We start from the raw sequence: 26,141 nt of genomic DNA, 5'->3' as shown, positions 1-26,141 counted from the left end.
GATAAGGCTGTTGATAGCCACATTATCACACCGGGAATAACAGGGTGGAACTAAGAGGAGATCTCCGAGATGCCGCCGCAGGCTGTAACCCTTGAACCCTTGGTTCAAGGTGAGTATGCCGTCGTAACCATCAGGCTTCTCGGACGGACCGAGCATGCTCACAGGTTACAGAGCGTCACACTCTGTTGGTATGAAATATCGGCTCAGGGGACTGGCCCGCTTGCAAACATCTCAGAGAAAATTGACTTCACCGTTACTCTAACACGAGTACCATGAAGTGTTATTCGAATTTAGGGCCCTGACGTTCAGTTATGCGACCTTGCTCAACTAATGCCTGCTCAATGGTCTGCTGCAGCATACGGATGCGTTGTTCCATATTGGCTGCGTAATCGCGCGTTTTACCTTTCTCTTGTGCCAGCTCGTGGCAAATGTTTAACGCGGCGATGAACACCAGCTGCTCTGTATTTGTGACTCTAGTGCGAACTTTTAAATCTTGCAACCGTTGATTGAGATCCTCTGCGGCCAGATTCAGCGCATCTTGCTGTTCAGGCGGACAATTCACTCTCAATGAACGACCAAAAATCTGAATATCTACCGGTTGTGCAGACATGCCACCATCCTGACTGATTACTTCGTTCGCATCTCCCTTACCTGTCAATGGGTTGGGAGGTGCGCAACTATATAGACCCGCGTGATAAGTTACAACCCCTTTTCTGGAAACCCTGAGGCACCTGGTGGTAGCATAACACGAACTTATTCTGCCAACGACGACCAAAGCTTATGTCTTTACAGAACGCAACACCCACTTACAACGCGCTGGCCGCGGCACTTTCCCAGCAGGGCGTAGGCATGACGCCCGCCGAGATGCACGGGCTGCTGTGTGGCATTCTGTGCGGCGGCAATCAGGATAGCAGCTGGAAAACCCTGGTGCATGACCTGACTAACGAGGGCATGGCGTTCTCGCAAAGCCTGTCGCAGCCGCTGCAGGCGCTGCATGAAAACCTGGCCAACACGCTGGATGAAGAGGGTTTCCTGTTCCAGCTGATGCTGCCGGATGAGGAGGACATCACGGTGTTCGATCGTGCTGACGCGCTGGCCGGCTGGGTCAATCACTTCCTGCTGGGCCTGGGCGTGACGCAGCCAAAGCTGGACAAAGTGACCGGTGAGACCGGCGAAGCGATTGACGATCTGCGCACCATTGCGCAACTTGGCTACGATGAAGATGAAGATCAGGAAGAGCTCGAACAGTCGCTGGAAGAGGTGATTGAGTACGTGCGCGTTGCCGCGCTGCTGTGCCATGACACCTTCACCCGGCCACGCACGCCGACCGCACCGGAAGTGCAAAAACCTACGCTACACTAAGCGCGTCATCGTGGGCAGGTCGCTGCCCGTTTTCTACAGGGAGTGCAAATATGATTACACTGGAATCCTTCCGGCAACGTCGTCAGGCGCTGATCGCCCGCATGGCGCCCGGCAGCGCGGCTTTGATTTTTGCTGCACCTGAAGTGACGCGCAGCAACGACACCGAATATCCCTTTCGCCAGAACAGCGACTTCTGGTACTTCACCGGCTTCAACGAGCCGCAGGCGCTGCTGGTATTAATCAAGAGCGATGACAATCATAACCACAGCGTGCTGTTTAACCGCGTACGCGACCTGACGGCAGAGATCTGGTTCGGGCGTCGGCTTGGTCAGGAAGCCGCACCGGCGAAGCTGGGCGTTGACCGCGCGCTCCCGTGGGATGCGATTGACGAGCAGCTGCACCAGCTGCTCAACGGACTCGATGTGGTCTATCACGCACAGGGTGAATACGCGGAAGCGGATACGCTGGTGTTCAGCGCGCTGGAGAAACTGCGCCGTGGTTTCCGGCAAAACCTCAGCGCGCCGGCGACGCTGACCGACTGGCGTCCCTGGGTACATGAGATGCGCCTGTTTAAAAGTGAAGACGAGATCGCCATTCTGCGCCGCGCAGGAAAAATCAGCGCGCTGGCACATACCCGCGCGATGCAGGCGTGCCGTCCCGGCATGTTTGAATATCAGCTGGAAGGCGAAATCCATCACGAATTCACCCGCCACGGCGCGCGCTTTCCGTCTTACAACACCATTGTGGGCTCCGGTGAGAACGGCTGCATTCTGCACTACACCGAAAACGAAAGCGAAATGCGCGACGGCGATCTGGTGCTGATTGATGCCGGTTGCGAATTCCATGGCTACGCCGGCGATATCACCCGCACTTTCCCGGTAAACGGTAAATTCAGCCAGCCGCAGCGCGAGATCTACGACATCGTGCTCGCCTCGCTGTATAAGGCGCTGTCGATGTTCCGCCCGGGCATCAGCATCCATGAAGTCAACGACGAAGTGGTGCGCATCATGATCACTGGTCTGGTCGATCTGGGCATTCTGGAAGGCAATATCGATACGCTGTTTGAAGAGCAGGCGCACCGTCCGTTCTTTATGCACGGCCTTGGTCACTGGCTGGGGCTGGACGTGCACGACGTCGGCCATTACGGCACGCCCAGCCGCGACCGCCTGCTTGAACCCGGCATGGTGCTCACCGTTGAACCGGGCCTGTATATCGCGCCGGATGCCAAAGTGCCGGCGCAGTATCGCGGCATCGGTATCCGTATCGAAGACGACATCGTCATCACCGCCGACGGTAATGAAAACCTGACCGACAGCGTGGTAAAAGACGCTGAGGCGATCGAAGCACTGATGGCGGCGGCGCGCGGCGTATGAGTATCCTGATTGCAGGCGGCGGCATGACCGGCGCCACGCTGGCACTGGCGATTTCGCATCTGACGCAGGGCCAGTTGCCGGTGACGCTGATTGAACGTCATCAGCCGGACAGCCGCGCGCACCCGGGCTTTGACGGGCGCGCCATCGCGCTGGCGGCGGGCACCTGTCAGCAGCTGGCGGAAATTGACCTGTGGCGTTCGCTGGCGGATTGCGCCACGCCCATTACCCACATCCACGTTTCCGATCGCGGGCACAGCGGGTTTGTTCAGCTGCAGGCTGAGGATTATCAGCTGTCGGCGTTGGGCAACGTGGTCGAGCTGTATGACGTGGGACAGCGCCTGTTTAAACGTCTGCGTGAGGCACCCGGCGTGACGCTGTGCTGCCCGGATCACGTTACCTCAGTAACCCGCAGCGCCGATAGCGTGCAGGCGACGCTCAGCAGCGGCGCAACGTTACAGGGCGCGCTGCTGGTGGCCGCTGACGGCGCACGCTCGCCGCTGGCGGCATCCTGCGGCATGCGCTGGCAGCGCGACGACTACCAGCAGCTGGCGGTGATTGCCAACGTCGCGACGCAGTTGCCGCATCAGGGTCGCGCGTTTGAGCGCTTCACCCGGCATGGCCCGCTGGCGCTGCTGCCGATGTCCGGCAACCGTCTGTCGCTGGTGTGGTGTCATCCGGCGGCCGCCGAAGCCACGGTTAAGCAGTGGGACGATGCCACTTTCCTGCATGAATTACAGCGCGCCTTTGGCTGGCGGCTGGGGCGCTTTACTCACGCCGGCCAGCGCGAAATCTATCCGCTGGCGCTGCAGACCGCAGAGCGTCAGGTGACGCACCGGCTGGCGCTGGTCGGCAATGCGGCGCAGACGCTGCATCCGATCGCCGGGCAGGGCTTTAACCTCGGACTGCGCGATGTGATGTCGCTGGCGGAAACCCTTGCGGCGGCGCATCGTCACCAGCAGGATCCGGGCAGCCACGCGGTGTTGCACCATTTTGCTGCGCGCCGCCAGTCGGATCGCGCGGCGACCATTGGCGTCACCGACGGTCTGGTGCGGCTGTTCGCCAACCGTTATGCCCCGCTGGTGGCAGGACGAAATCTTGGGCTGGTGGCAATGGACCACCTGCCATGGCTGCGAAACCCACTTGCCGTGCGCACGCTCGGCTGGGTTAAGCGTTAAGCATGAATTAAGGGGCAGCAATGCAAACATTTGATGTGGCGATAGCCGGTGGCGGCATGGTCGGTCTGGCGGTGGCCTGTGGCTTACAGGGCAGCGGCCTGCGCGTTGCGGTGCTGGAAAAAGCGCCTGAGCCACAATTTGATGCGGCGGCGCCAGCGTCGGTTCGCGTCTCGGCCATCAACGCCGCCAGCGAGCGTCTGCTGCAAAAACTCGATGTCTGGTCCACCATTCTCGCGCTGCGCGCCAGCGCGTATCACGGCATGGAAGTGTGGGATCAGGACAGCTTTGGCTCGATCAGCTTTGATGACGAGCAGCAGGGGCTGTCGCACCTCGGACATATCATTGAAAACGAGGTGATTCACAGTGCGCTGTGGCAGCGCGCCAGCCAGTGCAACGAGGTGACGCTGAATGCGCCGGCTCAGCTGCAGCAGGTGGCGTTTGGCGATAACGAAGCCTTTATTACCCTGCAGGACGGCAGCATGATGAGCGCGCGCCTGCTGATTGCTGCGGACGGGGCCAACTCGTGGCTGCGTGACAAAGCGGATATCCCGATCACCTTCTGGGATTACGAACATCACGCGCTGGTGGCCAATGTACGCACCGATATGCCGCACGATGCCATCGCGCGCCAGGTGTTCCACGGCGACGGCATTCTGGCCTTCCTGCCGATGCAGGATCCGCACCTGTGTTCCATCGTCTGGTCGCTGTCACCGCAGGAAGCGGCGCGACTGCAATCCATGCCGGAAGCGCTGTTTAACCAGCAGCTGTCGGTGGCATTCGATATGCGCCTTGGTCTGTGCCAGGTGGAAAGCGAACGGAAAACTTTCCCGCTGATGGCGCGTTACGCCCGCAACTTTGCTGCGCACCGGCTGGCGCTGGTGGGCGATGCGGCGCATACCATCCATCCGCTGGCCGGGCAGGGGGTTAACCTCGGCTTTATGGATGCCGCCGAGCTGATTGGCGAAATCCGCCGTCTGCATCAGCAGGGCAAAGATATCGGCCAGCATCTCTATTTGCGGCGTTATGAACGCAGCCGCAAGCACAGCGCAGCGCTGATGCTGGCTGGAATGCAGGGTTTCCGTGAGCTGTTTGCCGGGCACCATCCGGCGAAAAAACTGCTGCGCGACGTCGGGCTGAAGCTGGCCGACACGCTGCCTGGCGTGAAGCCGTTACTGCTGAAGCAGGCCATGGGCCTCAACGACCTGCCCGGCTGGATCCGCTAACCCTCCTTATTACGGCACCCTTTCAGGTGCCGTTTTTCCTGCACTGACGTTACGCGATCGCCCTCAAGGGTGGGCGTGGCAGTCGGCTGCCGCTCATGAATCACCGAACTGCACAGCGTTGTCGCCATCCATCGCGACCCTGTGCGCACCCGGTAACGCCACTGCAAAACCCGCCCCGGCACCATTATTGTGCATCGCTGCACCCAAATTGCCCTTCATTTGATTTATTCTAATTTCAGGTCTCAATTCGCATTACTTTAACTAATCCAAAATGCTTTTTGCTCCCGAACCATTTCCCTTGTCTGCGGCACAGGTTCCATTATTCGGCTGAATTACTGCGCAACAGGTGAATTATATGCGCGGTAAATCACATAAATGCAGTGAGATGTGCTGTCGTGGCTGCCGGGGCAGCACAAAGGATGATAAGGTTTCACCCTCGTTTTCCTTATGGTTAATTGCCGTATTCGGTGGTAACTTCAGCGTAAAGAGAACGTTTGCGTCGCTCAAAACTGACGGCGCAGGCGCGTCACACTCACTTGTCTTCACAGGATGGTTATGACTCAGCAAACGCCTCTATTCGAACAGCATCAGGCCTGCGGTGCCCGCATGGTGGACTTCCACGGCTGGATGATGCCGCTGCACTACGGCTCGCAAATGGATGAACACCATGCGGTACGCAACGATGCCGGAATGTTTGACGTTTCCCACATGACCATTGTCGATCTGCACGGCGCGCGTACCCGTGAATTTCTGCGTTACCTGCTGGCCAACGACGTCGCCAAACTGACTCAGCCCGGCAAAGCCCTCTATACCGGCATGCTGAATGCTTCAGCTGGCGTCATTGATGATTTAATTGTTTACTTTATGAGCGAAGATTTGTTCCGCCTGGTGGTCAACTCCGCCACGCGCGAGAAGGATCTGGCGTGGATCGCTGAGCATGCGCAGCCGTTTGGGGTTGCGCTCACCGAGCGTGACGATCTGGCGCTGATCGCCGTACAGGGACCGAACGCGCAGCAAAAAGCACAGAGCCTGTTAAGCGCGGCACAGCGTGACGCGGTGGCAGGCATGAAGCCGTTCTTTGGCGTACAGGCCGGCGATCTGTTTATCGCCACCACCGGTTATACCGGTGAAGCCGGTTATGAAATCGCCCTGCCTGCCGCTCAGGCCGCAGATTTCTGGCAGCAGCTGCTGGCCGCAGGCGTGAAACCAGCCGGACTGGGCGCACGCGATACGCTGCGTCTTGAAGCCGGCATGAATCTGTATGGTCAGGAGATGGATGAAGGCGTTTCGCCGCTGGCCGCCAACATGGGCTGGACCATCAGCTGGGAGCCCGCCGACCGTGATTTCATTGGCCGTGAGGCGCTGGAAGCACAGCGCGAGAACGGCACGGAAAAGCTGGTCGGGCTGGTGATGACCGAAAAAGGCGTGCTGCGTAACGGTCTGACGGTGCGCTTTACCGATGCGCAGGGACAGCCGCAGCAGGGCATCATTACCAGCGGCTCCTTCTCGCCAACGCTGGGCTACAGCATTGCGCTGGCGCGCGTGCCGGCCAGTATCGGTGAGCAGGCGATTGTTGAAATCCGCAATCGTGAAATGCCGGTGAAAGTGACTAAACCTATTTTTGTTCGCGCCGGCAAGCCGGTCGCTCAGTAATTTTTTTCAGGAGAAATGGCGATGAGCAATGTGCCAAATGAATTGAAGTACCGTGATAGCCACGAGTGGGTGCGTAAAGAAGCTGACGGTACGTTTACCGTGGGCATCACCGAACACGCGCAGGAACTGCTGGGCGACATGGTATTTGTCGACCTGCCAGACGTGGGCACCAGCTTTGCCGCCGGTGACGACTGTGCGGTAGCCGAATCCGTGAAAGCGGCATCGGATATCTATGCCCCGCTGAGCGGCGAAATCGTGGCGGTCAACGAAGCGCTGGGCGATGCCCCTGAGCTGGTTAACAGCGAACCGTACGCCGCCGGCTGGCTGTTCCGCATCAAAGCCAGCGACGAGTCCGAGCTCGACGCGATGCTTGATGCTGCCGCCTACAAAGCGTCCATCGACGAGTAACCGGTAGTCTCTGAAGGTGCCGCACTGCGGCGCCTTCTTTTTTATCTGCCTGATTTAATGCCATTTTGTCACCCAGCCCGATTCAGGATGTACTGCAAATGACCCAGACTCTCAGCCAGCTCGAACACAACGGTGCTTTTATTGAGCGCCATATCGGTCCTGATGCCGCGCAGCAGGCCACCATGCTGGAAGCGATTGGTGCCAGCTCGCTGGCTTCGCTGATCGCTTCGATTGTGCCTGCCGATATCCAGCTGCCAGGTCCGCCGGCGGTAGGCGATGCCGCGACTGAACAGCAGGCGCTGGCAGAGCTGAAAGCCATTGCCAGCCAGAATCAGCGTTACAAATCCTGGATTGGAATGGGTTACAGTGCGGTGATAACCCCGCCGGTGATTCTGCGCAACATGCTGGAAAACCCGGGCTGGTACACGGCGTACACGCCGTATCAGCCGGAAGTGTCGCAGGGCCGTCTGGAAGCGCTGCTCAACTTCCAGACCCTGACGCTCGATCTCACCGGGCTGGATATTGCTTCAGCTTCGCTGCTGGATGAAGCCACCGCGGCCGCCGAAGCGATGGCGATGGCTAAACGCGTCAGCAAGCTGAAAAACGCGACCAAATTCTTTATCGCCGATGACATCCATCCGCAAACTCTGGATGTGGTGCGCACCCGCGCCGAAACCTTTGGCTTTGAGCTGATTATCGATCGCGCCGAAAAAGCCCGCGAGCACGACGATCTGTTTGGCGTGCTGCTGCAGCAGGTCGGTACCAGCGGAGAAGTGCACGACTACCGTGAACTGATTGCTGAGCTGAAAAGCCGCAAAGTGGTGGTGAGCGTGGCGGCGGATTTCATGGCGCTGGTGCAGCTGGAAGCGCCGGGCAAACAGGGTGCTGATATCGTCTTCGGTTCCGCCCAGCGCTTTGGCGTACCGATGGGCTACGGCGGTCCGCACGCGGCCTTCTTTGCCAGCCGTGATGAGCACAAGCGCTCCATGCCTGGCCGTATCATCGGCGTGTCACGCGATGCCGCCGGTAACACCGCGCTGCGCATGGCGATGCAGACGCGCGAACAGCACATCCGCCGTGAGAAAGCCAACTCCAACATCTGTACTTCCCAGGTGCTGCTGGCGAATATCGCCGGCCTGTACGCGGTTTACCATGGCCCGGCTGGACTGAAGCGCATCGCCTCGCGCATTCACCGCCTGACCTCGATTCTGGCAGCAGGCCTGCAAAACGGCGGCCTGAAGCTGCGCCATCACAGCTGGTTCGATACGCTGACCGTTGAAGTCGCGGACAAAGCGGCGGTGCTGAACCGTGCGCTGAGCTTCGGCGTCAATCTGCGCAGCGATATCCTCAATGCGGTTGGTATCACGCTGGATGAAACCACCACGCGTGAAGACGTGCTGGCGCTGTTTGCCATTCTGCTGGGTGACGCGCACGGTCAGGATATCGAGGCGCTGGACGCCGCGGTGGCGGCGGAAAACAGCGCTATTCCGGCAGGCCAGCAGCGTACCAGCGAATTCCTTACCCATCCGGTGTTCAACCGTCATCACAGCGAAACTGAGATGATGCGCTACATGCACAGCCTGGAGAAAAAGGATCTGGCGCTGAATCAGGCGATGATCCCGCTCGGCTCGTGCACCATGAAACTGAATGCCGCCGCCGAAATGATTCCGATCACCTGGCCGGAATTTGCTGAACTGCACCCGTTCTGCCCGGCAGAGCAGGCGAGCGGTTATCTGCAGATGATCGGTCAGCTGTCCCAGTGGCTGGTCCAGCTCACCGGTTACGATGCGCTGTGCATGCAGCCGAACTCTGGTGCGCAGGGCGAATACGCCGGTTTGCTGGCCATCCGCCGCTATCATGAGAGCCGTAATGAAGCGGGCCGCACGATCTGTCTGATCCCGAGCTCGGCGCACGGTACCAACCCGGCGTCCGCGCAGATGGCGGGCATGGCGGTGGTGGTGGTGGCCTGTGATAAGCAGGGCAATATCGATCTCGGCGATCTGCGTGAAAAAGCAGCGCAGGCCGGTGACGCGCTGTCGTGCATCATGGTGACCTATCCATCGACGCACGGCGTCTACGAAGAGACCATTCGCGAAGTGTGCCAGATCGTGCATCAGTACGGCGGCCAGGTGTACCTCGACGGCGCAAACATGAACGCGCAGGTCGGGATCACCACGCCTGGCTACATTGGCGCTGACGTGTCGCATCTCAACCTGCACAAAACCTTCTGCATTCCGCACGGCGGTGGCGGTCCGGGCATGGGGCCGATCGGGGTGAAGGCGCATCTGGCGCCATTCGTACCGGGCCACAGCGTGGTGCAGATTGACGGCGTGCTGACCCAGCAGGGCGCGGTTTCTGCGGCGCCGTTCGGTAGCGCATCTATTCTGCCCATTAGCTGGATGTACATTCGCATGATGGGCGCAGAAGGGCTGAAGCAGGCCAGCTCGGTGGCGATTCTCAACGCCAACTACATCGCCAGCCGGCTGCAGTCGGCGTACCCGATTCTGTACGCCGGCCGCGACGGCCGCGTGGCGCATGAGTGCATTCTCGACATTCGTCCGCTGAAAGAGCAGACCGGCATCAGCGAGCTGGATATCGCGAAACGCCTGATCGACTATGGCTTCCATGCGCCGACCATGTCGTTCCCGGTCGCCGGCACGCTGATGGTCGAGCCGACTGAGTCCGAGAGCAAAATCGAGCTGGACCGCTTTATTGACGCGATGCTGGCGATCCGCATGGAAATCGATCGCGTAGCCGACGGTGAATGGCCGGCTGACGACAACCCGCTGGTGAATGCACCACATACCCAGATGGAAATCGTCGGCGACTGGACTCATCCGTACAGCCGCGAGCTGGCGGTCTTCCCGGCCGGCAGCGCCAACAAATACTGGCCGACCGTTAAGCGTCTCGACGATGTGTTTGGCGATCGCAATGTGTTCTGTTCATGCGTTCCGATGAGTGAATACCAGTAATTTGCAGGCGTAATCCAAACCCTTCAGTAATACTAAAGGCCGATTTGTCGGCCTTTTTTTATGGGAGAAACATATGGATCTGGCACTGGTCACCGGCGGTAGCCGCGGAATTGGACGGGCAACATCGCTGCTGCTGGCGCAGGCGGGTTATCGCGTGGCAATCAATTTCCGGCAGCGCGAAGCAGAAGCGTTGCAGGTGGTAGCAGATATCGAAGCGCAGGGCGGCAGCGCGTTTGCCTTACAGGCGGATATTGCCGATGAAGCGCAGGTGGTGCGCATGTTCCGCCAGCTGGATCAGCAGCCGGGCGCGCTGCGCGTGCTGGTGAATAACGCCGGTATTCTCTTCTCCCAGTGCCGGGTTGAGGATCTGGATGCTGCGCGCATTCAGCGCGTGCTGGCAACCAACGTCACCGGCACGTTTATCTGCTGCCGCGAAGCGGTAAAACGCATGAGCACCGCACACGGCGGCCAGGGCGGCGCCATTGTTAACGTCTCGTCAGCGGCCGCGCGTACCGGCTCGCCCAATGAGTATGTCGATTACGCGGCGTCGAAAGGCGCGATGGATACGCTGACCAGAGGATTGTCACTGGAAGTGGCGGCGCAGGGTATTCGCGTCAACAGCGTGCGGCCAGGGCTGATCTACACCGATATGCATGCCTACGGCGGCGAGCCGGGGCGCGTTGATCGCCTCGCGTCATCGCTGCCGATGCAGCGCGGCGGCCAGGCAGAGGAGATCGCTGCCGCCATCGCCTGGCTGGCCAGTGACGCCGCTTCCTACGTCACCGGCAGCTTTATTGATGCGTCAGGCGGCCGTTAAGCCGCACGTCACAGCCTGTCTGCGCGCGGCGCACATCTATACGTCGCGCGCCATTAGCGGTTACAGCACTTCACCATTGCTGGCAATCACCTGCTGATACCAGGCGAAACTCTTCTTCTTCGAGCGGGCAAAGCTGCCGCTGCCATCATCGTTTTTATCGACGTGGATAAAGCCGTAGCGCTTGCTGTACTGGCCGGTGGTAAAGGAGACGCAGTCGATGCAGCCCCACGGCGTATAGCCCAGCAGATCGACACCATCCAGCGCCACCGCTTTTTTCATCTCTTCGATGTGCGCGCGCAGATAATCAATGCGGTAGTCATCTTCGATTACGCCCTCAGCATTGGCTTTATCAATGGCACCAAAGCCGTTCTCAACAATAAACAGCGGCTTCTGGTAGCGCTCATACAGCGCGTTAAGCACGTAGCGCAGGCCGACCGGATCAATCTGCCAGCCCCAGTCGGACGCTTTCACATGCGGGTTAGGCACTACGCCGTCGAAGCCGGTGATCGGGTCGTCGACGCCGCTGGCTTTGGTGTCCACCGCATTGCTCATGTAGTAGCTGAAACCGATGTAATCGCAGCAGCCCTGACGCAGCGTTTCGGCGTCATCGGCTTCCATCTCAATGTGATAGCCTTTGCGCGCCCACTCTTTCAGCGTATAAGCCGGATACGCGCCGCGCATCTGCACATCGCTGAACACGTAGCGCTGATGCATTGACTCCTGTGCGCGCATCACATCGTCCGGATGGCAGGAGAACGGATAGACCGGCACCATGGCGATCATGCAGCCAATCTGGAAATCCGGGTTGATTTCGTGGCCACGCTTCACCACTTTGGCACTGGCAACGAACTGGTGATGCATCACCTGATACATCGTCTGTTCCGGTTTTTCATGCTCGGTGAACACCACGCCGGAGCAGCAGTAGCCGAACAGCGGATACTGCCAGTTGCGCTGGTTATTGATTTCATTGAAGGTCATCCAGTACTTCACCTTATGGCGATAGCGCGTCATCACCACGTCACTGAAGCGCACAAAGAAATCGACCACTTTGCGACTGGCCCAGCCGCCGTACTCTTTAACCAGATGATAAGGCATCTCAAAGTGCGACAGGGTAATCACCGGTTCGATGCCATATTTCAGCAGTTCATCAAACAGGTCATCGTAAAATTGCAGGCCGGCTTCATTGGGTTGCAGTTCATCGCCGTTGGGGAAAATGCGCGTCCAGGCAATCGAGGTGCGGAAGCATTTGAAACCCATCTCAGCAAACAGCGCCACGTCCTGTTTGTAGTGTGAATAGAATTCCACCGCCTGATGGTTGGGATAGTGCTGGCCGGGCTGGACGCCGGGCGTGATGACGCGATCAACGCCGTGTGCACCGCCGGTGAGAACATCAGCAATGCTGACGCCTTTGCCGCCCTGATCCCAGCCGCCCTCAACCTGATGGGCTGCCACCGCGCCGCCCCAGAGAAATCCGCTGGGTAACTGCAATCCTTCACTCATTTCAATACCTCGTCACGCTGTTGGCGAAAATAATACTGCCCGCAGTGTAACAACTGAAATAGCAAAGTCACGCTATAACACCGGCGCGGAAATGTGACTTGTTACCACTGAAAAACAGGCTGTTTTATACCTGCGTGAGGCGGGCAATATAACGGCCCAGCGTCTCCAGAATATAAATGACCGGTACCTGAGTGGTAATATCGTAGCGGTCAGGCAGTTTCTCCTGCGGCACATGATAGGAGAGATTGAAATCCGCCATTTTCGCCAGCGAGCAGTTGTCGTGATTGGTGATGGAGATGATTTTACAGTGATGCAGGCTGAACTGACTGGCAAAGCGCAGGATCTCTTCGGTTTCGCCAGAGACGGATAAAATAATCGCCAGCGCATTTTCCCAGGCGCTCTTACTCACCGGGTAATAAGGATCATCGATGTGATGGCTGAATTTGCCAATATTAGAAAAATAGCGCGCACCATATTTGCCAAGGCTGCCTGAAGTACCAGCACCAATAAAGAAAATGTGCTCAGCCTCAATAATCATTTGCGCCGCGGTGGCAATCTGCTGATCAAATTCTGCGTTATTGATGCTTTTAAAAAAGCTCAGCATTTCACCGACACCGGAGGGCAGCAGCACCGGCGCGCTTTGCTCCTGCGCCAGGCGAAAACGGATACGGAATTCTGACCAGCCGTCACAGTGCATTTTGCGGCAGAAGCGCAGCACCGTGGTGGTCGAGACGCCCGCCTGCGCCGCCAGTTCGCGGATGGTCATATAACTGACACTTTCCCGGTGTTTGATGATGAAGTGATAAACCTGCATCTCAAGGTCATTCAAACGGGACAGGTCGCTGTGTGAAAACATTCGGGCGGCGCTCACGGCAAAAAGAAGCCTCAGTGTAACAGATTGGTTTGCCGCTGGGTTGTCACACCTCTTCACAGAATAATTTTAGCGTACATGTGTACTCTGAAATTGTTCTTCGCTACTCTGGTGCACAGAAAAAGCACAACTTTCGTTACGATGTTTAGGAATCCGACGCCATGGTACAGAACCGACTTATTGCCCAGGGCTATTCACTGGCCGAAGAGATCGCCAACAGCATCAGCCACGGCCTGGGCTGTGTGTTTGGCATCGTGGGGCTGGTGTTGCTGTTGACCCAGGCCGTTGAAATGCAGGCGAATATCACTGCCATTACCAGCTATAGCCTGTACGGTGGCAGCATGATTCTGCTGTTCCTCGCCTCGACGCTGTATCACGCCATTCCGCATCAGCGTGCCAAATACTGGCTGAAGAAATTTGACCACTGCGCCATCTATTTGCTGATCGCCGGGACTTACACGCCGTTTCTGCTGGTCGGGCTGCAATCGCCGCTGGCGCAGGGATTGATGGTGGTGATCTGGAGTCTGGCGCTGGCGGGCATCATCTTTAAGCTGACCATTGCGCATCGCTTTAAAGTGCTGTCGCTGGTGACCTATCTCAGCATGGGCTGGCTGTCGCTGGTAGTGATTTATCAGCTGGCAACCAAACTGTCGGCCGGCGGCGTCTGGCTGTTGGCGGCGGGCGGGATTGTCTATTCACTCGGGGTAATTTTCTATGTGTCGCGCCGTATCCCGTACAATCATGCCATCTGGCACGGTTTCGTGCTGGGCGGCAGCGTGCTGCACTTTTGCGCCATCTATTTTTACGTGATGTAACAAGGCCAGGGTCGCCACTGATGGCGACCCTGCGGCATACCAGCCGTAACCGTTACTCTTCCAGCGAATAGGGCAGCGGCTGGATGGTCAGCTTACCGCTCTCATCGCCTTCAACGCGCAGCACGCTGTCCGGCTCCAGATCGTTGTTCAGCACCGCCTGCACCCACACGCTGCCATCATCCAGCTGTACGCCGCTCAGCACCGTGCCGGTGCGACGCCATTTGTCGCCCATCTGCAACTCCAGCGAACTGGCCGCGTCCGGTACTTTGCTGGCGCTGCCCGCCAGCCAGTAGAGCGCACGTTTGTTGGCGCCGCGGAATTTGGCGCGCGCCACCATTTCCTGGCCGGTGTAACAGCCTTTTTTAAAGCTGATGGCATCCAGCGCCTGCAGGTTGGTGGCCTGCGGAATCAGCTGCGCCGTGGTGGCGCTGTCGATCACCGGCACGCCCGCCGCAATATCCAGCGCCAGCCACTGCGTGCTGTCATTCAGCTGCGCTTCCCCGGCCAGCTTCTGCTGCAGCGCTTCGGCCTGCGCCGGCGTGGTGATCAGCAGAAAACGCTCGGCTGGCTCGGCGAACCACAGCAGGGTGGTGTCATCCTGCTGTACCACTGGGGTTGTGGCATCCGGCAGCGTGGCGAAAACGTTAGCCAGCGCGGCGCGCGCCTGAAAACCGGCAACGCCGAGCAGGACTGCGTCATCATCGGCCGCAATGGTCACTTTGGCGAACACCGCATACTTCTTCAGTTCGGTCACCTGCTGCTCGCGCAGATTGCGCCGCACAACATAGGCATAACCTTCTCCACGATGGAACAGACGCAGATTGCTCCACATTTTGCCTTTGGCATCACAGTGCGCTGCCGGGCGATGCTGCGCTGCGTCCAGCGCCGCCACGTCCAGCGTCAGCTGACCCTGCAGATAAGAGGTGCTATCTTTGCCCTGCACCGATACCAGCGCCCACTCGTCGAGCGACATTAGCGTTAAAGGCAGGCGCGACGCCGCAGCGGGCTGGCGAGGCGGAAGGGTGAAAATCGGCATGAGTCCGTCCTGATCAATAAGGTTTATCCAGTAATATGCTTACCAATGTTAAAAGAGCAGTGCGCCATTGCAACCTGTTTGCGGAATCTGGCGCACAAATCGCGTGATAACCCTGTAACCGGTGGCATTGCTGTGCGTCATCGCGCGCAGCGTCTGGTTGCACGCCTGCAGCGCGGCGAAAAAGCAGGTACACTGAGCGCCACTGTTATCAGCTGTGGAAGAAGACACATGGATATTCATGACAAAGCGCGCGTCCAGTGGGCATGCCGTCGCGGCATGCTGGAGCTGGATGTCTCGATCATGCCGTTCTTTAAATATGAGTATGATTCGCTGAGCGACAGCGACAAGCAGGTGTTTGTCGCGCTGCTGAAGAGCGACGATCCGGACCTGTTTAACTGGATGATGAACCACGGCGAACCGGCCGATCCCGAGTTCAAACGCATGGTGAAACTGATTCAGCAGCGCAACCGTGAACGCGGGCCGGTGGCAATGTGATCTGCGCGCGTCACGCAGCGCGCGGGTGCTGAATGTGACGCTGTTCGGCCTGGGTGGCGCGCTGTTGCTGAGCTGTCGCTGGCCGGCGGGCTGGGCCTGGGTTCAGATCGCGGTAGTGATTCTGCTGACACTGCAGTACTGGCGTAACGCGCGTCGCCTGCAGCAGCGCTGCGGAGCGCTCATGCTGGATGACAAGGGTGACTGGTACTGGCGCGGTGAGCGCTGGCAGGCGCAACGGACGCCGGACTGGCTACCGTGGGGCGTGTTGCTGGTGCTGCGTAACCGGCGCGGGCAGCGCTGGCGGCTGTGGCTGCTGCACGACAGCATGCCGCCCGACGCGTGGCGCGCGTTACGCGCCCGCTGTTTTTTGCTGGATGGCGCGACGCCGCATTAAAGCAGCGCGGCGGTTTCGGTCAGAATCTGTTCGCACCACTGCTCGACGCGCTCTTCGCTCAGCTCAAACTGATTAACGTCGTCGAGCGCCAGACCGACAAACTGCTGACCATCGGCGGTCAGTGGTTTTTTACTGGTGAACTGGTAGCCGTCGAGCGGCCAGTAACCGACAAACTGCACGCCCATCGGCAGCAGCAGTTCGTGCAGCATACCCAGCGCATCAAGGAACCATTCGCTGTACTCGACCTGGTCGCCCATGCCGTACAGCGCCACAATTTTGCCCTGCAGGTTGAGTGCTGGCAGCTGTTGCCACACCGCTTCCCAGTCCTCCTGCAGTTCGCCGAAATCCCAGGTCGGAATACCGAGAATCAGTAAATCGTACTGCTCCATCAGCGACGGATCGTCATCTTTCAGGTTATGCAGTGTGACTAATTCTTCACCGATAAAGTCGCGGATTTTCTCCGCCGTCATCTCGGTGTAACAGGTACTGGAACCGTAAAACAGACCGATATTCATGCAATTAATGCTCTGACTGAAACTCACTCTGGCGCAATTGTACCAGAAGCAGGCCAGTTTCAGGCATAATGAGCACGATTTCACACGGCGAGGGGCAACAGTGCAGGACAGCGATCTGATAGAACAGTTTCTCGACGCGCTCTGGATTGAGCGCAACCTGGCGCAGAACACGCTGGCGTCCTATCGTCAGGATTTGCAGACGCTCACTGCCTGGCTGCACCACCATGAGCGCATGCTGCTGACGCTGGAAGCCGCTGATTTACAGCAGTTTCTGGCTGAGCGGATTGAGGGCGGTTACAAAGCCACCAGCTCAGCGCGTACCCTGAGCGCGATGCGCCGTCTGTTTCAGTATCTGTACCGCGAAAAGCTGCGCAGTGACGATCCCAGCGCGCTGTTATCAGCGCCGAAATTGCCGCAGCGCCTGCCAAAAGACCTGTCAGAAAATCAGGTCGAGCGCCTGTTACAGGCTCCAGCGACGGACATACCGCTTGAACTGCGTGACAAAGCGATGCTGGAGCTGCTGTACGCTACCGGGCTGCGCGTCTCTGAGCTGGTCGGTCTGACGTTGAGTGATGTCAGCCTGCGTCAGGGCGTGGTGCGCGTCATCGGTAAAGGCAATAAAGAGCGGCTGGTGCCATTAGGTGAAGAAGCAATTTACTGGCTGGAGCACTATATGGAACACGGGCGGCCGTGGCTGCTGAACGGACAGACCATTGACGTGCTGTTCCCCAGCAACCGCGCGCAGCAGATGACACGCCAGACCTTCTGGCATCGCATCAAACACTATGCCACCCTTGCCGGCATCGACAGCGAAAAGCTGTCACCGCACGTGCTGCGCCACGCATTTGCCACACATTTACTGAACCATGGTGCCGATTTACGCGTCGTACAGATGTTGCTGGGGCACAGCGACCTGTCGACCACCCAGATTTACACGCACGTGGCGACTGAGCGCCTGCGTCAGTTACATCAACAGCATCATCCGCGCGCCTGAGCAGCGGCAACAAGGATTTGAGATGAAAAAAACCGTTACGACGCTGGCTCTGCTGGTCAGCGCCTTTTCTGCGCTGGCCCATGCCGATGACAGCGCGATTCAGCAATCACTGAAAAAACTGGGTATGCAGCAGGCGGAAATCCAGCCGTCGCCGCTGCCGGGTATCAAAACGGTGATGACCGAAAGCGGCGTGCTGTACGTCACCGAAGACGGCAAGCACATGATTCAGGGCCCGCTGTACGATGTCAGCGGCGCGCAGCCGGTGAATGTCACCAATCAGCTGCTGGAGAAAAAAGTCGCCGCGCTGGCACCGGAAATGATTGTCTACAAAGCGCCGAAAGAGCAGCACGTGATCACCGTATTCACCGACATCACCTGCGGTTACTGCCGCAAGCTGCACGAGCAGATGGCTGACTACAATGCGCTGGGCATCACCGTGCGCTATCTGGCGTTCCCGCGTGAAGGCCTGCACGGCCAGGTGGAGAAAGCCATGACCGCCATCTGGTGCAGCGCCGATCGCAACAAGGCGTTTGATGCCGCAATGAAAGGCGATGCACCGCAAATGGATGCGCCGGCGAGCTGCAAAATCAATCTCGACCAGCACTACAAGCTGGGCATTCTGTTTGGTATTCAGGGCACGCCCGCCATCCTCACCGACAGCGGCATGATGATTCCTGGCTACCAGGGACCGCAGGAGCTGAAGCAGGTGCTGGACGGCCAGAAGCGTGGTGGTTAAGACACAGTGATGCACTCTGTAGAATTACGTCGGCGTGAAGCCCAGGCCGACGCGCAGTTACCCGATGATTTACCGCCGCTGCTGCGTCGTCTCTACCTGCAACGCGGTGTCAAAGACGCCGCCGAACTGGAACGCGGCGCGAAATTCCTGCTGCCGTGGCAAAGCCTTGGCGGCATTGAGCGCGCCGTGACGCTGCTGCACCAGATGCTGCAGCAGCAACGCCGTATCGTGGTGGTGGGCGATTTCGATGCCGATGGTGCCACCAGCACTGCGCTCACCGTACTGGCGCTGCGCAGCATGGGCGGCAACGTCGATTATCTGGTGCCGAACCGCTTTGAAGACGGCTATGGCCTGAGCCCGGAAGTGGTGGAGCAGGCGCGCGCGCGCGGCGCCGAGCTGATCCTCACCGTGGATAACGGAATTTCGTCGCACGCGGGCGTCGACACCGCGCACCAGCACGGTATTCCGGTACTGATCACCGATCACCACCTGCCGGGCGAAACGCTGCCGGCGGCAGAGGCCATCGTTAACCCTAACCTGAGCGACAGCGCATTCCCGTCACGTTCGCTGGCAGGCGTCGGCGTGGCGTTTTATCTGATGCTGGCGCTGCGTGCTCATCTGCGTCAGCATAGCTGGTTCAGCGACGGACACAGTGAACCCAATCTGGCTGAACTGCTGGATCTGGTGGCGCTCGGTACCGTGGCCGACGTGGTGCCGCTGGATGCCAACAACCGCATTCTGGTGTGGCAGGGGCTGAGCCGCATCCGCGCCGGGAAATGCCGTGCCGGCATCCGCGCGCTGCTGGAGATTGCCAACCGCGATGCGCGTCAGCTGGCGGCGAGCGACCTCGGTTTTGCCGTCGGGCCACGCCTCAATGCTGCCGGCCGGCTGGACGATATGTCGGTTGGCGTTGCGCTGCTGCTGACGGAAGATATTGCCCAGGCGCGCATGCTGGCCAGCGAACTTGATGCGCTTAATCAGACGCGCAAAGAGATTGAGCAGGGCATGAAGAGCGAGGCGCTGGCGCTGTGCGATGAGCTGGAGCGCCAGCATCGCGATCTGCCGCTCGGGCTGGCGTTTTATCACCCGGAGTGGCATCAGGGCGTGGTTGGCATCCTCGCGTCACGCCTGAAAGAGCGCTTCCACCGTCCGATCATCGCCTTCGCGCCCGCCGGTGACGGCACGCTGAAGGGCTCTGGCCGTTCGATTGCCGGGCTGCACCTGCGCGACGCGCTGGAACGTATCGACACGCTCTATCCTGGGCTGATCATCAAATTTGGCGGACACGCCATGGCGGCGGGGCTGTCGCTGGAAGAGGCGAAGTATGATGAGTTCCGCCAGCGCTTTGCTGCGCTGATCGACGAATGGCTGGAAGGCGAGGCGCTGCAGGGCGTGATGTGGTCCGATGGCGAACTGCATGCGCAGGAGTTTACCCTGCACACTGCGGAAATGCTGCGGGAAGCCGGCCCCTGGGGCCAGGCGTTTCCGGAGCCGGTGTTCGACGGTCAGTTTAAGCTGTTGCAGCAGCGTCTGGTGGGCGAGCGTCACCTTAAGGTGATGGTCGAGCCGCTGGGCGGCGGCCCGTTACTGGATGGTATCGCCTTTAACGTCGACACCAGCCTGTGGCCAGACAGCAGCGTGCGTCAGGTGCAGCTGGCCTACAAGCTGGATATCAACGAATACCGCGGCAATCGCTCGGTACAGCTGATCATCGACCATATCTGGCCTCAGTCGTAACCTTTAGAACGTGACGTCGACACCGCCGCGCAGCACCTTCTCATCGCCGCGATCGGCCACGTGGCGGTCGGCACGCAGGAATAGCCGCGCGCGTGCCGCCTGCACCAGATCAACCCGCGCACCAAACCACTGCGAGCGGCGATCGAGCTGCATACCCGGGATGGTGAAGCTCTGCTGACCGCTGCCGAAGCCGCTCCAGCGCGCGCTGACGTCCATCGACGGATTGCTGAACGCGTACTGGTATTCGCCGTACAGGCTCAGCATGCTCCACCAGCCCGCCGACCAGTCCTGGCGCGCGCTGAGATTCAGGCCACCGTAACCGACGCTGCGGCGATAGTTGTCGCCGTCTCCCTGCAGACCAAACGCGCTGCCGCTGTCGCTGAAGCTGCCGGTTTGCAGGCCGGTTTCACGCCAGCCGAGATAAGGCTCAATGCGATAATCCTCCTGCAGCGTCCAGCGATAGCCGCTCTGCAGCGCCGCCTGCCAGCTGTCTGTGCGGGCAGAAGAGGAGACCGGTGCAGCTTCATCCAGCAGCACCAGGCGCTGCAGTTTGTCGCGTCCATGCTGATAGCTGAGATTGCCCTGCCAGTACCAGGCTGGCGTCACCGCATAGCGCCCATACAGCATTACGCCCTGCAGGCTGTTCTGGCTGTTACCGCCGGTGTCGTCATAGGTGGCATCAAGCTGAGTGTGCGTCCAGGCGATGCCGAGGCGCAGGCCGGACAGGCCAAAATCGCTGTCGGCACCCAGCGCGGTCAGGGTGTTGCGATAGCGGTTGCCGAGATAGCCGTCCTGGTCGAGCGAACCGCGCAGCTGACCACTCTCCAGCCAGAAGCCGAAGCGCCCCTGTTCGCTGGCATCATCGATGCGGTTGTTGAGCAGGCGCGTCTGATAATCAAGCGCGTTGAACAGCACCGCATTACCGGAGGCATGTGCCTGACCGGACAGGGAGTTGATCGCCGCCTGTGCGCTGCGGGTGTCCGCCAGCGTCTGGAAGGCGCCTGCGGCCGCCAGCGCTGACTGCTGCGCACTGCTCAGCGTCGCCTGACCCTGCCAGCGGTCCGCCAGCTCAAACGCCTGCTCCAGGTTGCGGCTGGTTTGCTGCGCGCTGGCACTGTCCATTCCCATCGCCTGTGCCGCTGCGGCGGTGTTCTTGCGCGTGAGCTGGCCGGTAACGCTGTGGGCGTCATAGCTGACGGAACCGTCGAGAAATACGCCGGTATTGACCTGGCTAAACTGACCGCTCACGCCGCCGCCGCTGGTCAGCAGCGTTTCCTGCTGTTTCACCACGTAGCTGGCGGAGGGCGGCGCCAGGTTTAGCGTGCCGTCAAGCGCCGCGTTGCCGGTCACGCGCAGCGGATTGTTCAGCGTGACGTTGAGCGTACCGTCGGCGCTCTGCTGATAATTGCCCGCTACCTGCAGGCCGCCGTTAACCGATCCCTGGTTGACCAGATTGCCGCCGATGCGTCCGCTGCCACCCAGTTTGCCGCTGCCGTTTACCAGCGCATTGCCGGCAATCGTACCGTCAATCAGCAGGCTATTGGCGGAGACCTGCGTCAGGCCCTGATAGCTGTTGTTGCCGGTCAGCTGCAGCGTACCGCCGCGTTCGCTGCCGTCCAGCACCAGCCCGCGATCGCCGCTGATGTCATTGCTGAACACATACTGGCCGCCGTCGAGGCGCGCACTGAAGTCCTCTGCCCAGAATTGTCCCGGCCCGTTTAAGGCTTTGGCGGCGTTAAGATCGCCCCAGCCGAACGTCTCATTGTATGGCCGCCCGTTGGCGCTGTCGGCGACGTTATCGTGCGCATCACTGCGGTAGGTGGCGGTGGTCAGCAGGGTTTGCTGCAGGTTATGGCCGCTCATCCACGGGAAACGCTGCAGCAGCTGCGAGGCCGCAGCCGTCACGCGCGGTGCGGCAAACGAGGTGCCGTAGCTGCGCGCCTGCACCCAGCTGCCGTCGGAGTTTTGATACAGGTAATCGGTATAGCCCGGCGCGGTCAGGCACCACGCGGCGGCCGCGCCGCAGGCGTCAAACGGTCCGGTGCCGGCTGCGCGGCCTGGCAGGTCATAACCGGTATGACTCAGGATACCGGTCACCGCCAGCAGATTACGTGCCAGCTGCGGGTCGTTATACATCAGCGGTGTCAGCACGTCCGGTGCCGGCGTGGCGCCGCTGTTGTTGCCGGTGATCATCACCGCCAGCCCATCTGCCGCAGCCACCGCGTTGAGCCCCTGATACAGTGACTGATAGCGCTGGCGCGCATCGGTTAACGCCTGCTGGCTGGTGAGGCGCTCCTGCGAACCGTAGGACATATTGAAGATGCGTACGCCCTGTGCCACTAAGCCCTGCACGGCGCGCGCAGTATTGTCGTAGCTGAAAATATTATTTTGTGACGCCTGCGCCACATACAGCGCGCTGTCAGGCGACAGCCCCAGCAGCGTCATCGCCACCAGCGTGCCGTGCCCGTTGATCCCCATGTTGTCATTCAGCGCGGTGTTGCTGTCGACATAACTGGAGAAATTCACGTTGGCGTAATTAATTTCGCTGCGGCCCGGGGCCAGACCAGAGTCAATGATGCCTACTTTATTGCTGGCGGCCGTGGCCGGCACCGCAGGTTCAACGACCGGCGTGACCGGGGTCAGGGTGCTGCCGCCGCCGCTACTACCGCCGCCACCACCACCGCCACCACAGGCGCTCAGCAGAAACGGGATGATCAGCGCCAGCAGGCGCGGTGAGGATCGAAAAGTAACAACAGGATAATGCATGGCAACTCCTCATGCCTCTCAGGGCATGTTGTCGCCCGTTCACGTTAACGGGCCTGAATGCAGTCTTTCCCTGTCACGAATACTCCTGAGCAACGTGGCTGACAGACAGAACGCAATAGATGAAGCACGAACCCCTGAGATTCCGCCAGGGTGCAGAAAGGATAAGGTGCGTACTGGCCGGTTGATGGCCAGGACAGCGCAGCATTGCGCAGGCTAATCACGCTATATCACGCTTCGAACCAGACATTTCTGATGGTGGAGTTTTAATGATTTTGTCTGAGAAATCATGGGTTTTAATGACGCCAGCTGGCGTTTATTGCCGTGATTATGTAGGAAAATTCTGAAGGTGCACCGCGTGGATGGCGAGTGACAGCGGGATTTCTGGCAACCGCCATACCTGCCGGTTTCCAGAACTGGCGCAATTATTTTCTGCCGGTTCATACGCGGTATAGCCATTGATGTGCAAAGCTACAAACCAGGCGCGCTTTCGGGTAAACTAGCGCGTTACTTTTATCTCCTCTCACCGAATCGTCAAAAAAGACTGAAAAGCCATGTTTGAAATTAATCCGGTCAAAAATCGTATCCAGGACCTCAGCGAGCGCAGCAGCGTTCTTAGGGGGTATCTTTGACTACGATGCCAAGAAAGAACGCCTCGAAGAAGTAAACGCCGAGCTGGAACAGCCGGACGTCTGGAACGAACCTGAACGCGCGCAGGCGCTGGGCAAAGAGCGCGCCTCGCTGGAAGCGGTGGTTGAAACGCTCGACCAGATGCAGCAGGGGCTGGAAGATGTGCAGGGTCTGCTGGAGCTGGCGGTTGAAGCCGACGACGAAGAGACCTTCAACGAAGCCGTGGTCGAGCTGGACGCGCTGGACGTGAAGCTGGGTGAACTGGAGTTCCGCCGCATGTTCTCCGGCGAATACGACAGCGCCGACTGCTACATGGATATTCAGGCCGGCTCCGGCGGCACCGAAGCGCAGGACTGGGCCAGCATGCTGCTGCGTATGTATCTGCGCTGGGCAGAAGCCAAAGGCTTCAAAACCGAGATCATCGAAGAGTCCGAAGGCGAAGTGGCCGGTACCAAATCAGCCACCATCAAAATCATCGGTGATTACGCTTACGGCTGGCTGCGTACCGAAACCGGCGTTCATCGTCTGGTGCGTAAGAGCCCGTTCGACTCCGGCGGTCGTCGTCACACCTCATTTAGTTCGGTATTTATTTACCCGGAAGTGGATGACAACATCGACATCGAAATCAACCCGGCCGACCTGCGTATCGACGTCTATCGCGCCTCGGGTGCCGGTGGTCAGCACGTTAACAAAACCGAGTCAGCGGTGCGTATTACCCACCTGCCGACCAACATTGTGGTGCAGTGCCAGAACGACCGCTCGCAGCATAAGAACAAAGATCAGGCCTTCAAACAGCTGCGTGCCAAGCTGTATGAATACGAAATGCAGAAGAAGAATGCCGACAAGCAGGCGGCGGAAGAGAACAAGTCGGACATCGGCTGGGGCAGCCAGATCCGTTCATACGTTCTTGACGATTCGCGCATCAAGGATCTGCGTACCAGCGTAGAAACGCGTAACACCCAGGCCGTACTGGATGGCGATCTTGACCGTTTTATTGAAGCAAGTTTAAAAGCAGGGCTATAAGGAACCGACATGTCTGAACAACAACCGCAGAGCGCTGATGCCGCCCTTGAGTTAAACAACGAACTGAAAGCGCGTCGCGAAAAACTCAGCGCGCTGCGTGAAAAGGGCGTGGCGTTTCCTAACGATTTCCGCCGTGACACCACCTCCGATCGTCTGCATGCCGACTATGACAGCAAAGAGAACGACGAGCTGGAAGCGCTCGGCGTTGAGGTGAGCGTAGCCGGTCGTATGATGACCCGCCGCATCATGGGTAAAGCGTCGTTCGCCACCCTGCAGGATGTGGGCGGTCAGATCCAGATCTACGTTTCGCGTGACGATCTGCCGGAAGGCGTCTATAACGAGCAGTTCAAAAAGTGGGATCTCGGCGATATCCTCGGCGCGCGCGGTAAGCTGTTCAAAACCAAAACCGGCGAGCTGTCGATCCATATCTCTGAGCTGCGCCTGCTGACCAAAGCGCTGCGTCCGCTGCCGGACAAATTCCACGGCCTCGCCGATCAGGAAACCCGTTACCGTCAGCGTTACCTTGACCTGATCTCCAACGACGATTCGCGTAAGACCTTCAAAATTCGCTCACAAATCATGGCCGGCATTCGTCAGTTCATGGTTAACCGCGACTTTATGGAAGTGGAAACGCCGATGATGCAGGTGATTCCGGGCGGCGCGTCCGCGCGTCCGTTCATCACCCATCACAACGCGCTCGACATCGACATGTACCTGCGTATCGCGCCGGAGCTGTACCTCAAGCGTCTGGTGGTCGGCGGTTTTGATCGCGTGTTTGAGATCAACCGTAACTTCCGTAACGAAGGGATTTCGCCGCGCCACAATCCAGAGTTCACCATGATGGAACTCTATATGGCGTATGCGGATTACAAAGATCTGATCGAACTGACCGAGAGCCTGTTCCGCACCCTGGCGCAGGACGTACTGGGCACGACGGAAGTGCCTTATGGTGAGCACACCTTCGATTTCGGCAAGCCGTTTGAGAAGCTCACCATGCGTGAAGCGATCAAGAAATACCGTCCGGAAACGGACCTCGCCGATCTGGATGACTTTGACAAAGCCGTGGCGATTGCCAACGCGCTGCACATCAAAGTGGAGAAGAGCTGGGGTCTGGGCCGCGTGGTGACCGAGATCTTCGAAGAGACGGCAGAAGCGCACCTGATTCAGCCAACTTTCATCACCGAGTATCCGGCAGAGGTGTCACCGCTGGCGCGTCGTAATGACGAGAACCCGGAAATCACCGACCGCTTTGAGTTCTTCATCGGCGGCCGTGAAATCGGTAACGGCTTCTCCGAGCTGAACGATGCGGAAGATCAGGCCGAGCGTTTCCTGCAGCAGGTTAACGCGAAGGACGCCGGTGATGACGAAGCGATGTTCTACGACGAAGACTACGTCACCGCACTGGAGCACGGTCTGCCACCGACTGCAGGTCTGGGCATCGGTATCGATCGTCTGGTCATGCTGTTCACTAACAGCCACACCATTCGTGACGTGATCCTGTTCCCGGCTCTGCGCCCGACCGGTAAGTAATCAGGTTGCCTTCACCCTCACCCTAACCCTCTCCCATGGGGAGAGGGGACTTGCCTGTACCCCGGTGGGAGAGGGCCGCTGTGGTTATCTCCCTCTCCCTGTGGCAGAGGTCAGCTCTG

At 59.1% G+C, this 26,141-nt stretch carries 22 protein-coding genes and 1 other RNA gene; 16 read left to right on the top strand and 7 right to left on the bottom strand.

Annotated elements, in window-relative coordinates; genetic code table 11:
• Positions 1-57 precede the first annotated feature (57 nt).
• Both ssrS and zapA read right to left on the bottom strand, forming a co-directional pair.
• Positions 58-241, bottom strand: a non-coding RNA gene (gene ssrS, locus F3J41_RS10085) — 6S RNA.
• A 39-nt stretch (positions 242-280) separates the two neighbouring features.
• Positions 281-610 carry a cell division protein ZapA gene (gene zapA / locus F3J41_RS10080; RefSeq protein WP_021506660.1) on the bottom strand — a complete coding sequence of 110 codons (330 nt, stop codon included), beginning with the start codon at positions 608-610 and terminating at the stop codon, positions 281-283.
• Between the two features lie 170 nt (positions 611-780).
• Between zapA and F3J41_RS10075 the strand changes: the two genes are divergently transcribed.
• The 8 genes from F3J41_RS10075 (at position 781) to F3J41_RS10040 (ending at position 10,983) form a co-directional block, all read left to right on the top strand.
• A complete protein-coding gene (locus F3J41_RS10075; protein WP_058757098.1) occupies positions 781-1,362 on the top strand; it encodes a YecA family protein in 582 nt (193 codons plus the stop codon).
• A gap of 50 nt (positions 1,363-1,412) precedes the next feature.
• Positions 1,413-2,735 (top strand): Xaa-Pro aminopeptidase, encoded by a 1,323-nt coding sequence (gene pepP / locus F3J41_RS10070; RefSeq protein ID WP_150059332.1) that lies wholly within the window; start codon positions 1,413-1,415, stop codon positions 2,733-2,735.
• Positions 2,732-3,910: a 2-octaprenyl-6-methoxyphenyl hydroxylase gene (gene ubiH, locus F3J41_RS10065; protein ID WP_166710969.1), complete on the top strand. Its 1,179-nt coding sequence runs from the start codon at positions 2,732-2,734 to the stop codon at positions 3,908-3,910. Before pepP ends, ubiH begins: the two co-directional genes overlap by 4 nt.
• A gap of 20 nt (positions 3,911-3,930) precedes the next feature.
• Entirely contained in the window at positions 3,931-5,133 is a 1,203-nt protein-coding gene (ubiI, locus tag F3J41_RS10060; protein ID WP_166710967.1) for an FAD-dependent 2-octaprenylphenol hydroxylase, read from the top strand.
• Between the two features lie 555 nt (positions 5,134-5,688).
• The gene (gene gcvT, locus F3J41_RS10055; protein WP_125309824.1) at positions 5,689-6,786 is read left to right on the top strand and encodes a glycine cleavage system aminomethyltransferase GcvT; all 1,098 of its coding nucleotides are present in this window, start codon (positions 5,689-5,691) and stop codon (positions 6,784-6,786) included.
• A gap of 21 nt (positions 6,787-6,807) precedes the next feature.
• Positions 6,808-7,194, top strand: a complete 387-nt coding sequence (gene gcvH / locus F3J41_RS10050) for a glycine cleavage system protein GcvH (RefSeq protein ID WP_125309822.1) — start codon at positions 6,808-6,810, stop codon at positions 7,192-7,194.
• A gap of 98 nt (positions 7,195-7,292) precedes the next feature.
• Positions 7,293-10,166, top strand: a complete 2,874-nt coding sequence (gene gcvP / locus F3J41_RS10045) for an aminomethyl-transferring glycine dehydrogenase (RefSeq protein WP_021506667.1) — start codon at positions 7,293-7,295, stop codon at positions 10,164-10,166.
• A gap of 73 nt (positions 10,167-10,239) precedes the next feature.
• Positions 10,240-10,983: an SDR family oxidoreductase gene (locus tag F3J41_RS10040; RefSeq protein WP_166710965.1), complete on the top strand. Its 744-nt coding sequence runs from the start codon at positions 10,240-10,242 to the stop codon at positions 10,981-10,983.
• Positions 10,984-11,043: 60 nt separating this feature from the next.
• On the opposite strand, the gene F3J41_RS10035 is transcribed toward F3J41_RS10040, so the two are convergent.
• Both F3J41_RS10035 and F3J41_RS10030 read right to left on the bottom strand, forming a co-directional pair.
• Positions 11,044-12,483 carry a 6-phospho-beta-glucosidase gene (locus F3J41_RS10035; protein ID WP_166710963.1) on the bottom strand — a complete coding sequence of 480 codons (1,440 nt, stop codon included), beginning with the start codon at positions 12,481-12,483 and terminating at the stop codon, positions 11,044-11,046.
• Between the two features lie 124 nt (positions 12,484-12,607).
• Entirely contained in the window at positions 12,608-13,339 is a 732-nt protein-coding gene (locus F3J41_RS10030; protein WP_058757092.1) for a MurR/RpiR family transcriptional regulator, read from the bottom strand.
• A gap of 176 nt (positions 13,340-13,515) precedes the next feature.
• Between F3J41_RS10030 and F3J41_RS10025 the strand changes: the two genes are divergently transcribed.
• Entirely contained in the window at positions 13,516-14,169 is a 654-nt protein-coding gene (locus F3J41_RS10025; protein WP_021506671.1) for a hemolysin III family protein, read from the top strand.
• 52 nt (positions 14,170-14,221) lie between these two features.
• Here F3J41_RS10025 and ygfZ read toward each other — a convergent pair whose 3' ends face one another.
• Entirely contained in the window at positions 14,222-15,205 is a 984-nt protein-coding gene (ygfZ, locus tag F3J41_RS10020; RefSeq protein ID WP_021506672.1) for a tRNA-modifying protein YgfZ, read from the bottom strand.
• A gap of 228 nt (positions 15,206-15,433) precedes the next feature.
• Here ygfZ and sdhE point away from each other — a divergent pair, with 228 nt between their 5' ends.
• Positions 15,434-15,700, top strand: a complete 267-nt coding sequence (gene sdhE / locus F3J41_RS10015; RefSeq protein ID WP_010616925.1) for an FAD assembly factor SdhE — start codon at positions 15,434-15,436, stop codon at positions 15,698-15,700.
• Positions 15,675-16,094: a protein YgfX gene (locus F3J41_RS10010; RefSeq protein WP_058775873.1), complete on the top strand. Its 420-nt coding sequence runs from the start codon at positions 15,675-15,677 to the stop codon at positions 16,092-16,094. The genes sdhE and F3J41_RS10010 overlap by 26 nt, the downstream gene beginning before the upstream one ends.
• Here the strand turns inward: F3J41_RS10010 and fldB are convergent.
• A complete protein-coding gene (gene fldB, locus F3J41_RS10005; RefSeq protein ID WP_010616927.1) occupies positions 16,091-16,609 on the bottom strand; it encodes a flavodoxin FldB in 519 nt (172 codons plus the stop codon). The two genes, F3J41_RS10010 and fldB, sit on opposite strands and share 4 nt — an antisense overlap.
• Before the next feature lie 100 nt (positions 16,610-16,709).
• Here fldB and xerD point away from each other — a divergent pair, with 100 nt between their 5' ends.
• The 3 genes from xerD to recJ are packed head-to-tail and all read left to right on the top strand — an operon-like array spanning position 16,710 to position 20,076.
• Complete coding sequence (gene xerD / locus F3J41_RS10000; protein WP_166710961.1) at positions 16,710-17,603, top strand: site-specific tyrosine recombinase XerD; 894 nt, start codon at positions 16,710-16,712, stop codon at positions 17,601-17,603.
• Positions 17,604-17,625: 22 nt separating this feature from the next.
• Complete coding sequence (gene dsbC, locus F3J41_RS09995; protein WP_021506677.1) at positions 17,626-18,339, top strand: bifunctional protein-disulfide isomerase/oxidoreductase DsbC; 714 nt, start codon at positions 17,626-17,628, stop codon at positions 18,337-18,339.
• A 9-nt stretch (positions 18,340-18,348) separates the two neighbouring features.
• Positions 18,349-20,076: a single-stranded-DNA-specific exonuclease RecJ gene (recJ, locus tag F3J41_RS09990; protein ID WP_166710959.1), complete on the top strand. Its 1,728-nt coding sequence runs from the start codon at positions 18,349-18,351 to the stop codon at positions 20,074-20,076.
• A 3-nt stretch (positions 20,077-20,079) separates the two neighbouring features.
• Here the strand turns inward: recJ and F3J41_RS09985 are convergent, their stop codons facing one another.
• On the bottom strand, positions 20,080-22,842 hold the full coding sequence (locus tag F3J41_RS09985) for an autotransporter domain-containing protein (protein WP_166710957.1): 2,763 nt from the start codon (positions 22,840-22,842) through the stop codon (positions 20,080-20,082).
• 551 nt (positions 22,843-23,393) lie between these two features.
• Between F3J41_RS09985 and prfB the strand changes: the two genes are divergently transcribed.
• Positions 23,394-24,492, top strand: a protein-coding gene (gene prfB / locus F3J41_RS09980) for a peptide chain release factor 2 (RefSeq protein ID WP_104093670.1) whose coding sequence is annotated in 2 segments (ribosomal slippage) — positions 23,394-23,468 and positions 23,470-24,492 — 1,098 coding nt in all. Because the reading frame shifts where the segments join, the coding sequence is not laid out codon by codon here.
• A gap of 9 nt (positions 24,493-24,501) precedes the next feature.
• Positions 24,502-26,022, top strand: a complete 1,521-nt coding sequence (lysS, locus tag F3J41_RS09975) for a lysine--tRNA ligase (RefSeq protein ID WP_021506681.1) — start codon at positions 24,502-24,504, stop codon at positions 26,020-26,022.
• Positions 26,023-26,141: the final 119 nt, after the last annotated feature.

The sequence above is a fragment of the Pantoea sp. Ap-870 genome (genome assembly GCF_011752515.1).
GTDB lineage: Bacteria > Pseudomonadota > Gammaproteobacteria > Enterobacterales > Enterobacteriaceae > Pantoea > Pantoea dispersa.
This window is presented reverse-complemented; position numbering and strand designations above follow the sequence as displayed.

Bases quoted from the DNA above. Each gene is read 5' to 3' on its own strand.
- pepP (WP_150059332.1), top strand. From the start codon at position 1,413: ATGATTACACTGGAATCCTTCCGGCAACGTCGTCAGGCGCTGATCGCC.
- F3J41_RS10030 (WP_058757092.1), bottom strand. From the start codon at position 13,339: ATGTTTTCACACAGCGACCTGTCCCGTTTGAATGACCTTGAGATGCAG.
- F3J41_RS10035 (WP_166710963.1), bottom strand. From the start codon at position 12,483: ATGAGTGAAGGATTGCAGTTACCCAGCGGATTTCTCTGGGGCGGCGCG.
- F3J41_RS10075 (WP_058757098.1), top strand. From the start codon at position 781: ATGTCTTTACAGAACGCAACACCCACTTACAACGCGCTGGCCGCGGCA.
- recJ (WP_166710959.1), top strand. From the start codon at position 18,349: ATGCACTCTGTAGAATTACGTCGGCGTGAAGCCCAGGCCGACGCGCAG.
- gcvH (WP_125309822.1), top strand. From the start codon at position 6,808: ATGAGCAATGTGCCAAATGAATTGAAGTACCGTGATAGCCACGAGTGG.
- gcvP (WP_021506667.1), top strand. From the start codon at position 7,293: ATGACCCAGACTCTCAGCCAGCTCGAACACAACGGTGCTTTTATTGAG.
- gcvT (WP_125309824.1), top strand. From the start codon at position 5,689: ATGACTCAGCAAACGCCTCTATTCGAACAGCATCAGGCCTGCGGTGCC.
- F3J41_RS10025 (WP_021506671.1), top strand. From the start codon at position 13,516: ATGGTACAGAACCGACTTATTGCCCAGGGCTATTCACTGGCCGAAGAG.
- fldB (WP_010616927.1), bottom strand. From the start codon at position 16,609: ATGAATATCGGTCTGTTTTACGGTTCCAGTACCTGTTACACCGAGATG.
- ubiH (WP_166710969.1), top strand. From the start codon at position 2,732: ATGAGTATCCTGATTGCAGGCGGCGGCATGACCGGCGCCACGCTGGCA.
- lysS (WP_021506681.1), top strand. From the start codon at position 24,502: ATGTCTGAACAACAACCGCAGAGCGCTGATGCCGCCCTTGAGTTAAAC.
- dsbC (WP_021506677.1), top strand. From the start codon at position 17,626: ATGAAAAAAACCGTTACGACGCTGGCTCTGCTGGTCAGCGCCTTTTCT.
- ubiI (WP_166710967.1), top strand. From the start codon at position 3,931: ATGCAAACATTTGATGTGGCGATAGCCGGTGGCGGCATGGTCGGTCTG.
- ygfZ (WP_021506672.1), bottom strand. From the start codon at position 15,205: ATGCCGATTTTCACCCTTCCGCCTCGCCAGCCCGCTGCGGCGTCGCGC.
- sdhE (WP_010616925.1), top strand. From the start codon at position 15,434: ATGGATATTCATGACAAAGCGCGCGTCCAGTGGGCATGCCGTCGCGGC.
- zapA (WP_021506660.1), bottom strand. From the start codon at position 610: ATGTCTGCACAACCGGTAGATATTCAGATTTTTGGTCGTTCATTGAGA.
- F3J41_RS09985 (WP_166710957.1), bottom strand. From the start codon at position 22,842: ATGCATTATCCTGTTGTTACTTTTCGATCCTCACCGCGCCTGCTGGCG.
- F3J41_RS10040 (WP_166710965.1), top strand. From the start codon at position 10,240: ATGGATCTGGCACTGGTCACCGGCGGTAGCCGCGGAATTGGACGGGCA.